3 protein-coding genes (1 of these 3 cut by a window edge) are annotated in these 18,472 nt (G+C 69.9%); all 3 read right to left on the bottom strand.

From position 1 onward, the window contains the following. Positions 1-19: 19 nt before the first annotated feature. A complete protein-coding gene (locus BLU81_RS12345) occupies positions 20-463 on the bottom strand; it encodes a peptidase inhibitor family I36 protein (protein WP_092544445.1) in 444 nt (147 codons plus the stop codon). Between the two features lie 189 nt (positions 464-652). Further along, entirely contained in the window at positions 653-1,693 is a 1,041-nt protein-coding gene (locus BLU81_RS12340; RefSeq protein ID WP_157751506.1) for a hypothetical protein, read from the bottom strand. A gap of 26 nt (positions 1,694-1,719) precedes the next feature. After that, positions 1,720-18,472, bottom strand: the 3' portion of a protein-coding gene (locus tag BLU81_RS12335) for a hypothetical protein (RefSeq protein ID WP_092544441.1). It continues 14,246 nt past the right edge of the window; the window shows 16,753 of its 30,999 coding nt (coding positions 14,247-30,999); the start codon falls outside the window, past its right edge — the gene reads right to left on this strand; the stop codon is at positions 1,720-1,722.

Below are 18,472 nucleotides of genomic sequence, written 5' to 3'. Positions count from 1 at the left end.
CTTTCAATTACCGGAGAACTCAGACACACCACGGTTCGTTCGGCTGGCAGGGCTCCTCGAACCGGGCCGAGGAAGCCTGGTCGTTGCGAACCTGGGCGTTGCCGCCGGTGAAATTGGTCTTCGCGTACGGCGCGACGAATGTCGACCGGCCGCCGAAGTTGTTGTTCTCGTAGACCCGTACCCACTGGCTGGTGTTGTTGTGGACCGACGACGCCTTGTCGTTGAGGTTCACGCCGTTGTGGAACTTGTGGTCCCAGAAGTAGCCGACCCCACCGGCGCCCTGGACCAGCCCGGCCAGCGTGGCCGGGCTGCCCTGCTGGTTGTAGTCCTCGTAGAGGCAGACCTGCTTCGCCGGGCAGGCGTAGGCGGCCGAAGCGGGCGAGGAGATCGCGACGAGCGAGCCGGTCAGGGCCACGGCGATACTCGCGCCCACGGTGGCGATACGCCTGTTCAACAGATTCACGAATCCTCCTTGGTAAACCTCGGCATGCGACGGAAATCACTGTTCCGAGATTCCGCCGAATGCCCTTGTGGAGAAACGTAATCGTCGGCTGTGGAGGATCTGTTGACGGTTTCTTGATGATTCCGACAATTGCTCGGGCGAAAAGGCGGGCGCTCGGGGATCGTACGACCAAGGGGTGAAAAAGGTCTGTCAGCCCATCAGCGCGGCCAAGGCTCGATGCTCGGCCACCGCGTCCACCTCCGGCGCTGCGAAATCCCGCTCCCGGACGTGATCCAGCAGCTCGGCGTCCGGGCTCAGGGCGTAGGTGCGCAGGTAGTAGCCGACCGCGTCGGTCCACACGAAACGGCCGTCGGTGCGGAAACTCGACGGCACCACCGGCCCGGCATCGGTGTCGAAGACGTCCGGCTCGCGCATCGTGGTGGCGAGCAGGACATGGCCCTGGTTCAGGTAGTCCAGGACCCGGGTCGCCTCGTCACCGCCGGCCAGCAGCGGATGCTCCGGGTCGAACTGGCCGCCGGTCTCCGGGGTGTACGAGTCGAAGACCCGGGCGACGGTGACCGGCTCGGCCGGGGCCGCCGCCCACAGCAGCGCCGACCGGCCGCGAGCCGACCGCTGGTAGGGCGGCAGCTCCGCGTCGGATCCGAAGACCTCGACCTGGGCATCGTCGCGACCGGCGGCGGCGATCGACGACTGGATCCAGGCGGCGGCGCCGGGGCGGCCGGCCGCGTCACCCGCCGTCTCCAGCAGGTAGACCGGGATCGGCGGGGTCCCGGCCGGCCGGTCGTGCTGCGGGAGCCGCCAGGCACGCCACAGCGCGACCGGGCCGGCGACCTGGTCGAGCGCCTCCACGACAGCGGCGTCGAGCGGGTCGAGGGTGCCGGTGCCGGTGAGATCGAGAAGCATCGGCGGCGGTGTCATGGTGAGCGGGTCGGGGAGCGAGGGCACGAACTCCACTGCCGGACGTTCGTTCTCCCCGGCCTCGGCCGCGTTCATGAGCATCACGGTCTCCGGCAGATCGGGCACGGTGGCGGCGAGCAGGCCCGCGTCCTGGGGCCTGATCGGCACCCGATCACTGACTACGGTCTCGACCACGCGGGCGGCGACATCGGTGACGAGTCCGCGCGCGAGCAGGTCACGGGCGTCGCGGATGGTGTCGTCCGGGGCCCATCCGGCGAGGCGGAGAAGCAATTGGTGGAATTGGACGACCGTTCGGGTGTCGGGTGTTGTCATAGCGGTTCTCCAGATTGCTGGGATGTTCACGGGTTTTCTTCTCTCAGGAGGTATCGGGGATACCGCCTGGTTCTGCCGAGGATCGTGTGGTCGAAATAGGTGACTTCGACGCACACGAGTCTCGAACCGGGCAGGATGGCGATCTCCTTCTCGAATTCGTACCTGGAGAAGATGTCGATGTCCCTGGCGGCGTAGCCCCTCGTCTCGATGGCGAGGACGGCTCCTCCTGTTGTGGCGGCGGAAGGGAGGTAGGCGCCCGCGGATTCCATGCTTCTGCTGGCGCTGATCACAGAGTCCGGTACGTAGACGTCGCCGGGCCTCAGTCGTGGGTCCCTCTTGACGCCTCGGTAGATCTCAGGGCCGTGCAGCGGCGGAAGGGCGTACAAGGCATCAATCAGCATGTCCGCGTGGTCCTTCATCTCCAGGAGGACGGCGGGGGCCATGGCTCTGATGCGTTCACGCATGTTGAACAGCAGGGCGGATTCGACGTCGCCGTCAGCGTCGGCCGCGACCGCCGCCTGATATCGCGCCCGGAGGACACGCATGATCGGGTCGTAGTTGAAGAAGCCGAGCGGCATGTCCGAGTCGTTGCACGGAGGGTCGTTCATCAGGTCGGATTTGTGAAATTCGAGAAGCTGGTCGTGTACGGCCTTCACGCTATCGGGCTGGGAATAGACGGCTTGGAACAGCTTGTAGGCCCCGGTCGTGTAGATGTAGACGGCGGCCGCTTGTGCCGGGGTGAACTGAATCGGAGTTCGTCGGTGGAATCCCGGATTCCGGAGCAGCCAGTCATCCACCAGCTTCTGGCGGGTGCTGTCGACCGGCCGGTAGAGGATGACATCCCGGAAGCCGGTGTAAAGCACCTTGACTTCCTGAAGGCCTATCGTCGACAGGCTCACATGATTCTGGTGAGACACGGGACTCGTCCCCGTCGCCCGCAGCCAGTAGGCGGCCTCGTACGGCGTATGCAGGCGACTCTCCGTTCCCGGGGAGAAACCGAGACTGTTCAGAGCCCGGTAGACGTCCTCCTGGTCGAAGGTGGTGTCCCAGGTGAAACCACCCATCGGGGCCTGGCCGAGTTGGGTACCATTCAGAATCTTGTGCAGGGACAGGCTCTGATCCACCGAGTGCAGATATCCGGCCAGCCTCTGCACAACGGCGATCACTTCCTGGGGCGGCCCCCCCAGGAGCCGGAGCATCATCGTGGTCTGCGCCATCCGCCAGGACGTCGACGATGCGAGATTGTTGGTTCTCTCCTGCGAGATCTGCTGGCCCGGAGTCGTCAGAAACAGGGCTAGGAGAACTGAAGGCGAGAACAGTCGCCCGCCGGTGCTCCAGTGCTGGTCCGCGGCCGTGAGCAAGGCCGCTGTCGTCGTCGCCGTGGGGGAGCGCGCGGATTCCCGCAACCTGTTCAGGAGGGCGGTGTCGACTCCCGGGGGTGGGGTGCCGGCCGCGGCGGAGAGCAGGGCATGCAGGGGCCGCGGACCGGCCAGCAGTGTGGCGAACAACGTGCGCTCCACGACGGCAGGGTCGGTGCTGGTCAGGCCGGCGCTCACCGCGTCGCCCGGGAAGGCGGAGCGGTCGAGCCACAGCCGGACGTCGGAGGCGCGAGCGGCCATCCGGAAGAGGCTGTCGGTGTTCCCCGCCCGCATCCGGTCCGCGACCAGCCTCTCGTAGGGCATGCTCTCGACCCGGGATCGTGGTCCCAACGGCCGGGAACCGAACGGGCGGCGGCCCCGCGGCGCCCACCGGAACGCGGTGAGCATGTCCGGCGTGACCGGTTGGTGCGTAGAGGCTCCGGACATGTACGGTCCGGTCGTTTCGTCCTGGGAGACGCCCGTGGTGTCGGTGACGAAGATCCGCCACACCCCCTGGGGCGGCAACTGGGGCCTGCCGTCCGTCGAGTAGCCGGTGGCGGGACTGACGAAGGCGTCGGCGCCGGTGCTCCAGAGGAGTCCGTCCGGCGCGTGGATCTCGACACCCGGCATGAGTCCCGACAACGTGGCAGCGTATCCACCGGGCAGCCCCGCGTCACAGACCGCGAGCGTGATCGGTTGGCCGCGGAACCGGTCGTCGCTCTCGATCCGCGCCTTGAGCTCGGACGGCGACAGGCCGGGGATACCGTCGCGATCTCCGTGAGCGACCACGGTGTAGTGCCCGGGCCGGTGCGGGAACCGGGCGCCGGCGGCCTGGGACGCGGTGTCCTCGGAACCGGCCAGGACCACCTTCACCGTACGGTCGTCGGTAGGTTCGCGTGTCTCGATGGTGGCGGCCGGGACGTCGGTTCGCCCGTCCTCGGCGACCCATTCGTACATGGTCTCGGGCCGGGTCAGATCGCGGATCGACGAGGTCCCGGAGATGCTGAAACCCGCTATCTCGGCGCCCATCAGCACCTCGTACAGGCTGTGATCGTTGCTGGAGATCATCCATGCGGCGCTGGCGAGCACGAACTCCCGCCTGCTGACGCCCGGGACGTTGAGCCAGTCGAACAGCACCAGCAGCCGTGACGTGGTCAGGGAGGTACCGGCGAGCAGCGGGATTCCGGCCTCGTGACGCTTACGGAACCAGTCGCTCGACTCGTCGAGTTGCCACATCGACTGCCCGGTCGTCCACGGCAGGGGGAGCTCGGGGCCGATGCCGTCGATCCAGGATCGCGCCATGTCGACGTGGTCATGGGGTTTTCCGCGCGACAGAAGGACCACTGAACTGATCGATTCCCGCGTCGCGATGTCCCCGTCGAACTCGACCGACACGCTGATCGTGTCGTCGGCGCTCAGCAGACCGGTGAGGTCGGGGCTGCCGTCCTCGTGGTAGCCGATGTCGTCGGCGGTGTACGACGTCGTGTCGACGGTGTCCACGGAGATGGGAGCGAGCTTCCAGTTCTCCACCTCCCGTTGGTCGGTGGCCCGCGTGTAGGCGACACCACCGCGGAGATACGTCTCCTCCCGGCGGCTCAGGCCCATGCCCAACTGGTGGATCTCCCGGCGGGTCGTGCGGAATCGGTTGTCGGTCCGGGCCCGCTGCGCGCGTTTCAGGGCGACCTGATCGATGGTCGCCTCCTGCCAGGACGAGGACCGGGCGATGATGTTGATCGCATCGGTCGGATCGTCCGGACCGAAGCTGCGGGCCGCCGGCCCGAGACCGTGCCCGGCCATCGCGCGCTGCACCTCGCCCCGTACCGAACTGGAGAGGAACTGGCGATAGGCGCGCAGCGCCGGGACGTCGAGGCCGAGTTCCCCGGCCCGGGCCCAGTCCGCGTTCGCTACGATCTCGCCCACGAGCCGGGCGAAGGTTCGGTCCACAGCCTTGTCGTTGTAGTAGATGCCGTTCCATACCGCGGTCATGACCTCCCGGAGATCGCCCGTCGCGAGCATCGCCCGGAGATCCGGCTCGGAGACCGACGTGCCGATCTGCCCCGCCGAAGGGGTCTCGTCCTTCGTGAACACCCGGAGGGCCCGCGGTCCGACGCGGTCGAAGACGTCCAGGAGCCGTTGTGCGGTGGCCCGGGCGACCTCGACCATCCTGGGGTCGTGGTAGAGGTCCACCGCCAGTTGCCGCTCGCGACGCGCGTTGGTCTCGGCGTCGTCTCCGGGCGGCGTATTCGTCACCGGCGCCGTGGGCAACGGCTCGATCTCCACTACGGTGATCAGCGGGATCTGGAACCGGCCGTACGGATAGGTGCCGATGTCGGTGACCCGGAATCGGGCGCCCGGCATCAGCAGGACCTCGTTCTCGAAGCCGTACGCCGAGAAGATGTCGATGTCGCGTCCGGAATGACCGGTCAGCCGCACGGACATGACGGTGAGCGAGTCGGTCTCGGCCGCGAACCCGAACGCGACGTCCCGGCTTCGGCTGCCGCTGGTCAGCACCGTTTCGGTGAACTCGTCGCCGATCTTGCGCCCCGGCCACCGCATGCCGCGGTAGACGGTCCGTCCGCTGACCGCGGGCAGCGGCCGCAGGGCCTCGACGACCCGGTCGCCGTGGACGCGCATCTCGGCGTCCAGATCGTCCCGCAGCTCGTCCAGGCGCTGGAGCATCTCGGACCGCATGTCGGTGGTTCGCTGCTGGACCTTGAAGTCCCGCAGCCGCCGTCGCTCCTCGGCCGGGCTCCTGGCGCCCTCGACGGACTGCGCGGCCGCCTCCCGCCACTCACCGCGCAGGGCCGAAAGGACCGGATCATTGCGGAGTACGCCGGGCAGACCCTCGGCGTCCTCGGCGTAGGCGTCCAGATTCGCCAGCAGCGCCTTACGGACCCTCTCGAAGACCGGCCCGGAGTCACCGGGGTTGCGCATGGCCAGGTTGATCAGTGCCGAGTCCGACCGGCTGTAGAGGTGCAGGGCGGTGATCTGCGCGGTGTTCATCCGGGCGGTCAGTTCGTTGATCCGGGCCGCGTTGCGCCACTGCCACGCGGTCAGTGCCGGGTCGGCCCGCCACAGCTGCCACCAGGACGCGTCACCGAAACTCCGGATCCGCTCCACTGCGGTGGCGGCGCCGTCCCGCTCGGCGGCTCCGATGCTGGGGAAACCGCCGGTCTCGGCGTTGACCGCCTCGAGGTAGCGCTCGTCGGCCGGGGTCAGATCGGCCGACCAGGGTGTCGCGTGGTACATGTCGGCGGCGACCTGCTGGTCGGCGGGCCCACTGAGGTAGGGGCCGGTGCGCCGGGAGACCTTCCCCGCGTCGTTGAAGACGGTCCAGGTGCCGGTGGGTGGAATCCTGGGCATGGGCCGGCCGTCGACGGTGTAGCCGGTGGACGGTGTGACGAAGGCCTGGCCGCTCGCCGTGGTCCAGGCCAGCGTGCTGGGGGCGGTGACGGTGGTGCCGGCCGGCAGGAGCGTGGCGAGCCGGGCGGCGTACCCGGCCGGGAAACCGGTTTCGCAAGCGACCAGGACGATCGGCTGACCGGGGGTGTAGTCCTTGTCCTTGCGGATCTCCGCGGCGAGTTCTTCGGCGGTGAGGATCTTGCCGTTGACCTGGATGCCGTGCGAGGTGCCGTGCGCGACGATGGTGAGCGCGCCCCTGGGCACGGTGAGGCCCCTGATGACGCGCCGGGTGGTGGCATCGTCGGACGGGTGGTGGTACACCGCGATCCGCCCGGCCGGCGCCTGCGGGCCCCACCGATTCGCCGCCGCCATCTCCGGTGTCACGGGCCGGTGCTGCGCTCCGGACAGGAACGGTCCGAACATCTGCCGATGAACCAGTCGGCCGTCGTGCGACTGGTATCCGACCCAGTTGCCGTTGGGCGGCAGCATCGGCGCCGCGCCGGTCCGGGTGGAGACGAACGCGTCGCCGGACGGGGTGCTCCAGACCTGCCCGGTCGCGGCGAAGACCATGACCCGGGGGAAGGCGCGGGCGACCGATTCGGCGACACCTCCGGCGACGGCTCCCTCGTTCATCATCAGCAGGACACGGTTGAGCCCGTTCGCGTTCTGCCGGATGCCGGCGATGATGTTGTGGTGGTTCACCGGGTTCCCGCGGAACAGGACTTCACCGCCTTGGCCTTCCCCGCCGAGGATTAGGTACCCCCGTGGCACTGCCAGGAGGGCCTGCCGCTCCAGATCGCGGGTATCGGCCAGTTCGGTCATGGCCTGCACGACGGATCGGGGTTCCAAGGGTGGCCGGGGCCCGAACGGTCGCAGGTTCGCGTTCTCCGGGTGCTCCCGCAGGGCGGCCAGCGTGTCATCCGCCTCCTTCGCGGCGTCGCCGAGGAGCCCGTGCCAGCCTCTTCTCTGGAAATACTCATACAGATCCACCGGGTTTTCGAGGCCGTGTACCCCATCCTTGTGGACCGGCAGGCCCGCGGCCTCCACGGCGTGGATGACCTCGTAGAGCGAGTGGTTGTGCGAGGTGAGCATCCAGCCGGTCAGAGCTGCCAGGAACTCGTACGGGTTGATGCCGTCGACGTTCAGCCAGGAGAACATCTTCATCATCCGGGCCGTGGATCCGGACAGCCCGGTGGCGAGCGGGATGCCCTTGGCGGTCAGTTCCTCGGCCCGTTCGGAGGACAAGTCGATCTTGAAGCCGGATCGGCCGGCCCTTGACGGCAACGGCAGTTCCGGGCCGGGCCCGCTGGTCCAGGACAGCCAGGGCTGCTCGTGTTCGACAGTGCGGCGGACCCGATGCAGTACCTTGGCGATCCGATTCCCGGCGTACTCCACGGAGACGCTGACGGTGTCGTTCACACTCAACAGCGCGCTTAGATCGGGTTGCCCGTTGCGGTGGTACGGGATCTCGTTCGGGGACAACTCCCGGACGTCCACGGTCTCCAGTTCGAGCGTCGGTGGACGTACGCCGCGCTGGCCGTTGAGGAACGCCGCCTCACGGGTGCTCAAGCCCATCCCGAGGTGGTGGAGCTGTTTTCTGGTCGTACGGTATTGATCGTCGGTCCGTTTGATCTTCTTCGGCTGAGCGAGATCCTCGGCCGCGTGCATTCCGGCCGGCCCGGTGGCGACGATGTTGATCATGGCGGTCGGGTCGTCCGGGTGGTCCCGCTGGGTGAACTCGACACCCCTGGCAAACAGCGCCTGCACCGTCTGCCTTCGTACCGGACTGTCCAGGAAGGCACGGAACTTCTTCATCTCCGTGACGTTCAGGCCGTACCGTTCGGCGGTGGTCCAGTCGTTGTTCCTGATGAGGGCCATCGCCACGCCGGCGAACGTCGAGCTGGTATCGGTGTTCACCATCGCGTGCCAGACCGCGTTCATGACCTCCCGGATGCCGCCGTCCTTGAATACCGTCTCCAACTCGGTCCTGGTGACCCGCTCCCCGATGGCGCCCGCCCACCGGAAGTCGTCGGTGCCGAACGAATCGGCGGTGTTGCGGTGCCCGGAGTCGCCCAGCACCTTGAGGAGCCGCAGCCCGGTTCTGCGCGCGACCGTCTTGACCAGCTCGTTGGTGGCCAGGCCTCGGCCGAGGATCTCCTCGTACTTCTCGGCCAGTTCGAGCCGGGTCGGGCCCGACCCGGCGGTGGCGTCCGTCATGTCGGGGGTGACGGGCTGGTCGGCGGGGCCGGTCAGGTAGGGGTTTCCGGTGTCCTGGGCGGTGTCGCCGGGGTGGGTGAACACGGTCCAGGTGCCGGTGGGTGGCAGTTGCGGCCGTGGGCGGCCATCGGGGGTGTGGTCGACGGGCGCGGTGACGAACGCTTGGCCGGCAGCGGTGGTCCAGACCTGGGTGGCGGGTGCGGTGACGGTGGTGCCGGGTGGCAGTAGGGCGGCGAGCCGGGCAGCGTATCCCTGGGGTAGGCCGGTGTCGCAGGCGATGAGGACGACCGGCTGGCCGGGGCGGTAGTTCTTGTTGCCCTGGATGATCGTGGCGAGTTGTTCCGGGGTGATCGGTTCGCCGTCGACGGTGATGCCGTCGGGGGTGCCGTGGGCGACGACGGTGAAGGAACCGTGTGGTGCGGTGACGTCGTGTAGTGCCGGCGGGGTGCCGTCGTTGTCGCTGAGCAGCGGGAGCACGAAGCCGGCCGACCAGGGGATGCCGTCGTACATGTCGGCGGTGGTCGGCTGATTGATCGGCCCGCGCAGGTAGGGGCCGTCCTGCCAGAGGATCCGGCCGTTGTCGTCGAAGGCGGTCCAGGTGCCGACGGGTGGGACCGCGGGCCGGGTGCGGCCGGTGAGCCGGTTGTTGTCGTCGAGGTCGTAGCTGATCGTTGGGGTGACGAAGGCCTGGCCGCTCGGGGTGGTCCAGACCGTGGCGTTGGGGGCGATGACGATGGTGCCGGACGGCATGAGCCGGGCGAACCGGGAGGCGTACCCGTCCGGGATACCGGTGTCGCAGGCGACCAGGATGATCGGCTGGCCCGGCGTGTAATCCCCGTCGTTCTGGACGTTTTCGGCGAGTTCTTCGGCGGTGATGGTCCGGCCGTCGATCACGATGCCGTCTGCGGTGCCGTGCGCGACGACGGTGTACACGCCGTGGGTGGTGGTGAGGGTCCGTACGACATTCCGTACTTCAGGCGTGTCGTTCGTGTTGAACAATCCCTTGACGACGGTGAACCCGACCACCGGGCTCCACCGTGTCGCGGCTGTCATCTCCGGCGTCAGCGGCGTGTTCCGCGCACCGGACAGGAACGAGCCGAGCACCTGCCGCCGCACCGAGTTGCCGGCACCGATGGTGAATTTGATCCAGTTGCCGTCGGGCGGCAGAACCGGTGCGCCGCCGTTCCCGGTGGAGACGAACGCCTCGCCCGACGGTGTGGTCCACACCTGCGCGTTCGCTGCGTAGACGGTGGTGTTGCGGAGGGACCGGGTGACCGACTCGGCGATACCGCCGGATACTCCGGCCTCGTTCACCATGAGCACGACATTGCGGAACCGTTGCTTCGAGACCGTCCGGATCTGGGCGGCTATCACGTCGTGGGCCACCCGGTGCTCTTCGGAGATGACGTTGCCGCCGGCTCCGTTCCCGCCGACGATCAGGAATCCTCGCGGTACGGCAAGTCTTGCCTGATTCTTCCAGTCATCGGTCACCGGCAGGTCGGGCATGGTCAGGAACTCGGACGGAGGGTCCAGGGCCGGCCGCAGGTGAGGGGGCTGTCGTTGTCCCACGTTCTCCGGGTGCCACCACAGCTTCTCCATCACGCGGTCCGCTTCCGCAGCCGCGTCGCCGAGCAGCTGATGCACATTCAGTTTCCGGAGAGCGGAGTACATCTGATACGGGCTCTCCAGCTTGTGCACCCCGCCCGGCACGAGCTCCCGACCGCCCACCTCCGCGGCACGGACGACCTCATAGAGCGAGTGGTTGCCGGTGGCGAGCTGCCAGGCGATCAGAACGACCAGGAGTTCGTCCTTGCTGGTGTTCGGGAGGTTCAGCCAGGAGAAGACGGTCATCATCCGGGCGGTGGTTCCGGACAACCCGGTGGCGAGCGGGACACCCTGGGCGGCCAGGTGCTCGGCACGCGGGGACGGCATCTCGATCCGGAACCTGGAGCGGCCGCTCATCGACGGCAACGGCAGCTCCGGCCCGGGGCGGTCGGTCCAGGACAGCCACGGCTGGGCGTGCTCGACGTTCCGGCGGACGCGGTGCAGCACCCTGGCGACGCTCTGCCCGGCGTACTCCACCGACACGCTGACCGTGTCGTCCGCGTCCAGCAGTGCGGTGAGGTCGGGCCGCCCGTCCTCGTCGTACGGGATCTCGTCCGGGGACAACTCCCGGACGTCCACTGTCTCCAGGACCAGCGGCGGCACCTCACCCCGCCGGCCGGCGAGGAACGACGCCTCACGACGGCTCAGGCCCATCCCGAGATGGTGCAACTGCCTTCTGGTCGTACGGTGTTCGACGGCACCGTCGCGGGGAATCGGCCACAGCTGATCGAGATCTTCGGCCACCCGCAGCGGATCGGGCCCGGTGGCGGTCATGTTCAGCCAGGTCGTCGGGTGGTCCGGCGCCTCCGGATAGTCGTGGACACCCTTGTCCTTCAGGAGTTGCAGAGCCCGCGCGCGTGCCGGGTTGTCCAGGTAGCGGCGGTGCTCCTTCATCTTCTCGACGTTCAGCCCGAACCGTTCGGCGCGGGCCCAGTCCTGTCGTTCGACGAGTTTCATGGCCAGGTCGACGAAGGACCGGCCGCCCGGGGCGATGAGCGCGTTCCGGGTCGCGGTCATGACTTCGCGGACATTGCCCTCGCGGAGCATCGTCGCCAGTTCACCGGCGGTGAGCTGTTCGCCGACGGCGCCCGGCCGCCGGACGTCGCCGCTGACGAACGAGGCGGTGGGATCGACCGTGGCGGCACTCAGCACCTGATGAACCCGGCTTCCGATTCGCCGCGCGACCTTGGCGACCCTCTCGTTGGTGTAGAGCCCCTGGCTGAGGATCTCCTCGTACCTCTCGGCCAGTTCGGTCCGGGTCGGGCCCGACCACGCGGTGGCGTTCGCCATGTCCGGGGTCACCGGTTGGTCCGCGGGGCCGGTCAGGTAGGGGTTTCCGGTCTCCTCGGCGGTGTCGCCGGGGTGGGTGAAAACGGTCCAGGTTCCGGTGGGCGGCAGCTGCGGCCGTGGGCGGCCGTCGGCGGTGTGCTCAACGGGCGCGGTGACGAACGCCTGGCCGGCGGTGGTGGTCCAGACCTGGGCGGCGGGGGCGGTGACCGTGGTGCCGGGCGGCAGCAGGGCGGCCAGGCGGGCGGCGTATCCCCGGGGCAGACCGGTGTCGCAGGCGATGAGGACGACCGGCTGGCCGGGGCGGTAGTTCTCGTTGCCCTGGATGATCGTGGCCAGCTGTTCCGGGGTGATCGGCTCACCGTCGACGGTGATGCCGTCCGGGGTGCCGTGGGCGACGACCGTGAACGAGCCGCGCGGCGAGGTGATCCCCCGCAGCGCCTCGGGAGTGCCATCGTTGTCGCTGAGCAGCGGCAGCACAAAACCGCGTGGGGTGATCGGGGTCAGTTCGATCTCGTCCGCGGCGATCTCGGCGGTCACCGTGGACAGCATCCGCCACGTCGGCACCGATGGCAGGTCGGGCAGCATGGCCCGGACACGGGTCCAGAACGACGGCGCCGGTGGCGCGGCCGGTGTCTGCGGCGGTGTGGCCGGGACCGCGGCCCGGAGCGCGTCGGCGTCCCGGCTGGTGAGCATCCGCAGACCGGACTCGACGGTGACCGCGTGGGCTCTGCCGCCCGGCTCCTCGGCCAGCAGGATGACGTCGAGCGCGATGAACGACGAGGTGGTCGCCGCGTCGTCGTGGCTCCGCTTGGTACCGAGGCTCAGCTCGCTGCTGATCCGGGCGGCAGTCTCGATCCCGTAACCGTAACCGGCACGCCCGCCGGCGATCTCCAGTTGCAGTGACTCCGGGCCGATCGGTGTGTCGAGAACGCGTCCGCCGTACCCGGAAAGCCTGGTCTTGCTCTCGGTGGCGGCCACCGCCGACAGCGACGGTGATGTCGAACTCGACAGGTGGTTCACCGACGTGAAATCCGTCCGGACCGGCTGGCCGTCCGGGCCGTGCAACATCCGGATGCCGGTGACGACGACCCGGACCGTGGTGTCGCCGATGGGGTACCCGCGCGGGCTCAGCAGATCGGCCGTGCGCGGGCGCAGCATCGACTCGGTCGCCGCCCGGGTGGCCCGGATCCCGGTCTCCGCCGGGGTCTCGGCGTCCCGCACCGGTCGGCCCGTGGCGATCAGGCTCACCAGGTGCTCGATCCGCTCGGCGGCCGGCAGCGCGAGGGTCTGGATGTGCGGGTCGGCGGTGACGAAGGCGTTGTACGACGCCATCCCCTTGACCCGGTCGACGTCGGCGGTGCTCAGCGGGACATCGGGGCCGGGCAGTGCCGGGTCCGGTCCGGGCAGCGCGGTCAGCACGACCTGCCCGCCGCCGGTTCCGGTCGCGGTGACGTAGGAGGGGACGACGTACCTGATGCTCCCGGGCACCTGCGCCGGTTCACGTAGCACTACGGTCCACGGGGTGGTCTGCTGCCGCGACGCCGCCACCCGGTCGCGCACCGACCGGAAGCTGCGCAGGACGAACTCGACCAGCCGGCGGGGGCTGTCGATGAACTCGATGTGCAGGTCGACGGTGATGTCCTCGAGGAACTCGACCATGTCGTCCGAGGAGGCGGTCCGTTCCTCGGAGGTATCGGTCGAGGTGGACTTCCCCTGGGTACTGCCTGCTGCGGTGCCCCAGCCGCTGGACTGGGACACGCCGCCGGCCGGGCCCTCTTCAGTGATCGTCCGGACCCGGGACCGGATGAACCGGCCGGAGGCCCGGAGGTACTTCGCCGACTCCTCGTCGGCGTCGGTTCCCTCGGACCCCTGCGTGCTGGTGACGCCGGGGCGCTCGTGGTCTCCTCGCGGACGGCGGGCGTCCGCGGGCACCCTCGCCTCGACGATCAGGTAACCGGTGCGGGCGCCCTCCAGCACCGGGAACCAGCCGAGCAGACCCGAGCCGAGGAGTTCGAAGTGGGCGGACTCCATCCGGTTCGGCCGGAACGTCTCGTCGAGCTGGCTGTTCAGCAGGTTGTACGGCGCGTCCACCGCGATGTTCCAGCGGCTCAGAGTCGCGGCGATCCGATCCAGGAGCCGGGGTGCCGCGATGTGTTCGACCTGGCTGAGGGCCCGGGCCAGGTCCGGGTCGAGCAGGGTCCGGGTGATCGTCGGCGGCCCGGCCGGATCGACGCCGGGCAACCCGATCAGCGACGCCAGCCGGTGATCGGTGAGGAACGTCAGGGCGTTGTCGGCGCGCAGCCGGATGGTCCGGGTGCGGCGGATCATCGGCAGGTCGCCGGCGGCCTGCCGGAGCGCCGGGACGATCCGGCTCGGGAGGGAGCCCGCGTTCCAGCTCAGCACCCGGACCTCCAGCACGGCGGACGCCCGGTAGTGCAGACCACGGGTGGTCTCCTCGCCGGATTCGCTCATGCCGTGCTGGCGACCGCGGCTCGTCCCGAACTCCCAGGCCTCCTCGCGGCCGCCGGTGACCAGCACCCGGTCGCTGCCGCGCATGTCGTCGTCGTCACCGTGCCGATAGCCGATGCCGGCCTGCCCGCCGCCACCCCACAGCACCCCGGCGGTCACCTTCGCCGACTTCTCCACGCCGGACTCGTGACTCCGTTGCGACGACCTGGTGATCTCACCCCGCTGATCCGTGCCGGACGACTCCGGGTTGATCACCGTCATGGTGATGTGTGCGGCCGATTCGATGTCGCCGCGCCGGCCGAGCGGCACGAACGCGCCGCGCCCGTCGACCAGGTCACGGAACACCGTGGCCAGCGTGCCGCCCTCGCCGAGGATCCGGATCGGGGCCGGCCACGTCATCGGGTTGGCGGTGATCAGGTGGGTTCGCGCCCACAGTTCGGCCACCGCGGCCGACAGCTCGGGTAGGTTGCCGAAGAACGGGCGGATCCCGGAGGCCCCGTGCTCGCCGATCGGCGCCACCCGGTCGCCGGCGGTGACTCCCAGCTGCATACGGCGCACGGTCACCTCGGCGGGCGCGGTGCCGTCGGCCGGGAAGAAGCCGGGCACCGACACGTGCTCGACGATCTCCGGGCCTTCGATGACACGTACGACCGGGGTCTGGTCTCCCATGCTGACCGCCACCGAGACGACCGTCGGCACCGTGACACCGTCGCCGGTCTCGATCGTCGACCCGACCGACGCCTTCGCCCCGGCGGTGATCGGCTTCTCCGAGCCCCACTCGCCCTTGACCGAGACTCCGGCGCCGCCCAGCACCCGGAGCCCGCCGTCACCCAGCCGTGCCTGCCCGGCCAGCTCGGCCGTGACCGATGCCGACGATGAGGTGGCGGCCGTCATGGACGGCGCGCGATGGACCTGGCTGTCGGCCGTCACCGGGTCCGGCGCCCGCTCGTCGCCGATCCGGCCGGGGTGGGCCGTCACGACGACGTGGAAGGTACGGCCGCCGAGCTCGAAGTCCTGCTGGGCGCCGACCCACAACCGGTCCGGTGCCGCTTCCAGGGCGTCCTGCCCGTAGGCGGTGGCCAGCACCCGGGCGGCGCGAGCCCACTCCTCGGACGTCGCCGGATAGTGGCGGGCCTCGGTACGCAGCATCGCTTCGACGGCGGGCAGCACCCGGTCGATCCCGGTCCAGCGGGTCTCCACCGCCTCGCCGTGCCCGCGCCCGGCGGCGAGCACCGGAGGCACCCCGGCGACGGCGGTCCGCGCCCCGATCGCCCGCAGGTGCGGGGCGTCCGGCAGCGGGGCGCCGATACGTTCACCGAGCTGACGATCGTCCAACGGATCGGACAGCTGGACCGGTGGCGGCGGTGGCACCGCGATGAGTGGGGACGTGGCGTCCGGAAGCGTACGGCCGAAATGTTGTTGCTCGAAGTCGTGACGGTCGCGGTCGAGAACGCCCAGTTCGCCCTCGACCACCCCGGTCACCGGTGGCACCGGGGTCTCGGCACCGAGGAATTCGATGATTCCGGCGAACTCGGTCCGGTATCGATGCTGCTCGCCGGTCGTGGTGAACGAGTCCCGGCTGCCGGACTGCACCTTCAGCGCTGTCGCGTTCCCGCGCTGGACGCCGCCCTCCAGCTCGCCGATCAGGTTGCCGTCCACGATGGTGGCGGGGGCGGCGGTGAGCCCGCGCACGAACCCGGTGCTGGAGACCGAGACCTCGATGCCGCTCTCGCGTGCCTGTGCGAAGCCGCGGACGATGCCCCGGTTCTCGTAGACGGTGACCGGCGGGACGGTCTCGCCGGCCAGGTACTGCATGCCCGCCGGGCGCAACTGGACCCGCACCTGCACGGTCGTGCCGGAGGGGACCGGAATCGGATCCGACACGACACCGTTGCTCAGGGCGGCGATGCTGCCGGCCCGCAGCGCGCGTTCGTTCAGCACGTCGGCGGTGATCTGCCGGGCGAGCGTGGCCTTCGCCTCCACGGTCAGGTCGCCGGTCGTGGCGAGATGCCGGTGCAGCCCGCGGACCAGCGTGCTGACGTCGACCGCGTTCAAGGTCTCCCGGCTGCCGCCCGCGGCGCGGTGCCCGCCGGAGTCGTTCTCCGCCCGGCTGTCGAAGTCCGGACGGCGCGGGGCCTCGGCGTACTGCCGGGGGAAGCGGATCACGAAGTCACCGTCGGCGGGCGGCACGGCCAGCGCCGCGACCGGCTCGCCGTCGACCGTCACGTCGAAGGACAGCTCGCCGGTGAACTCGGTCATTCCATCGGCAGCAGTGGTCCGGCCGGAGAGCACCGTCAGGCTCTGGCTCCACCCGTGCTCCCGGCCGCTGCTCACGCTCATCGCCGGTACGGTGAACAGGAACCGGGACAGGGCCGCGGACGCGGCGTAGAAGATCAGTTCAGCGCCGAGGTCCGTCAGCGACTTCTCCCTGGCGCTGCCGACGGACGTGGCGATGGTGGTGGAGGCGGCGGCGATCCCGTACCGGCCGTCGGTCACCGGGTTCCCGAGCGCGGTCAGGCTGTGCGGCCGGGGCTTGATCCAGACCAGACGGCCGTCGACCGCCACTGTCACGCCCTGGGTCAGCAGGGCGTCCCAGTGGTCCCGGTCGGTCAGCATCCGCTCGATCTCGGCGCGGACTCCGGCCACGATCGCCGGGGTCACCCCGGTACCGGTCAGGCCGTCGGTCAGAGTCGTCGCCGTCGCCGCCGGGTCGTGCCAGGTGGCGACGCCGACGGAGAACTCGCCGAGGGCGCCGCGGCCGACGTGCCAGGCGGCCTCGGTCCGGACCGGGTCGGTGGTCACCGGCTGGACCGGCACCCGCCACTGCCCGCGATGCCGTACGACCATGACGTCCGGGGCGGTCTCGTCGCCGTACACCTCGACGGCTGCCGCGGGATCGTCGCCGATCGTGCCGTCCGGCAGGTCCAGGGTGTGCACCCACAATCCGGCCTCGGCGGCGAACCGGGCGAGGTCGGGTTCGGTCTGCGCCGCCAGCGCGTCCAGGTGTTCCTCGATCGCGATGGACAGGGCGATGTCCTGCTCGTACATCGCCCGGCGCAGTGCCTCGGCCAGGCCCGCGCTCGGCAGATCGGAGGTCGCCGCGATCGGGGGCAGCAGGGTGGCCGTGCCGATCCGGTCACCGAGACGGACACCCTCGATGAACGCGCTGAGAGCCGGGAGACGGTCCCAGAAGAGGGCCAGTCGTCGCGCGGAGGCCTCCGGGTCGGCCAGCAGATCCCGCATGGACGGCGGCAGCTCGGCGGGCACGATGCGGTCCCGATTCTTCCCTCCCCGGGCGCCTGACCGGTACGAGCGTCCCGCGTCGGCGATGGCGTCGTCGTGGCGCGCCAGGATCGCGGCCGCGGCACCGATGCCGGCCGCGGCCAGCAGATCTCCGCGATCCGCCCTGGTGCGTTGACCCAGACCGTTGACCCAGGGCGCCAGCTCGCGGAGCAGAGTGTCCCGCGGTCGCTCCGCGAGACGGCGCTCGATCTCGGCATTGATGCCCGCCGCCTCGGCGAGGTCGAGATACTGGTCCTCCGTCAGGTCACCGGAGGCGGCGGCCCGGAAGAGGGCGGCCCGCGTACCGGCTCGCTCGGTGACGGCGGGCCCGTTCGCCGCGGCGTGGATACCGGCGAGCAGATCCTCGTCCTGCCAACGGCTGTCCGGGATCGATGCCGCGGTGGCGGGCGGGCGCCAGTGCATTACCGGCGACGGCCCGTACGCCGAGAAGTGGAAGCCGGCCCGGTGCACGGCGACCCGGTCGACGGCCTCGATGTTGGCGTGGGTGACCTCACCGGCCGCCGGATTGTCGACGACGATGTCGATGTCGAGGACCGCCGCCAGCACGTACGGCACGTCGTCGCCGATGACGCTGTCCCAGAGCTCGGGGCCGGCCAGGGCTTCCCGGATCAGGGTCTCGTACGTCGCGCCCTCGACGACCCGCCGGATGAGGTGCTGCTCGCTCGGCGACAGCCCGAGATCGGGCAGTGCGGCCACCAGTTCCGGCTGGAAGTCGTCGTCCACCAGCCGCCGGGTGACGGCGTCGCGGTCGAGGGTGGGGAGCAGCCCGAGCCGGGACAGACGTTGCCGGGCCACCGCGGGTGCGCCGCCCAGCAGGGTGTCGGCGACCATGGTGAGCTCCGACAGACGCGGTGTCTGGGTGACCCGCAGATGCCGGTGCGGATCGAACCGCTGGGCGGCGAACGCTCGCAGCTCGGCCATCGTGGGCCGGGCCGGCGGCGCCCCGCCGGGTGTCATGGCCCGCAAGGTGATGCCCTGCGCGGCGGCGCCGTCCACCACCGCGTGGAAGAGGCAGTCCCCGCCGCCGGCGGTCTCCAGACGGGTACGGCCCCGCATCCCGGAGCTGTGGGCCGGAGCCGTGGCGGCGGGCGCCACGGGAGGAAGCTGAATCCCTGCCAGCTCCTGCTCGACCAGT

Origin of the sequence: Actinoplanes derwentensis (assembly GCF_900104725.1) — a bacterium.
Classification (GTDB): Bacteria; Actinomycetota; Actinomycetes; order Mycobacteriales; family Micromonosporaceae; genus Actinoplanes; species Actinoplanes derwentensis.
Note: the sequence above shows the minus strand (reverse complement) of the source record. Positions and strands in the feature narration are given on the sequence as shown.

What these genes read in the sequence shown, in the direction of transcription:
- BLU81_RS12340 (WP_157751506.1), bottom strand. Translation starts at nt 1,693, where the DNA reads ATGACAACACCCGACACCCGAACGGTCGTCCAATTCCACCAATTGCTT.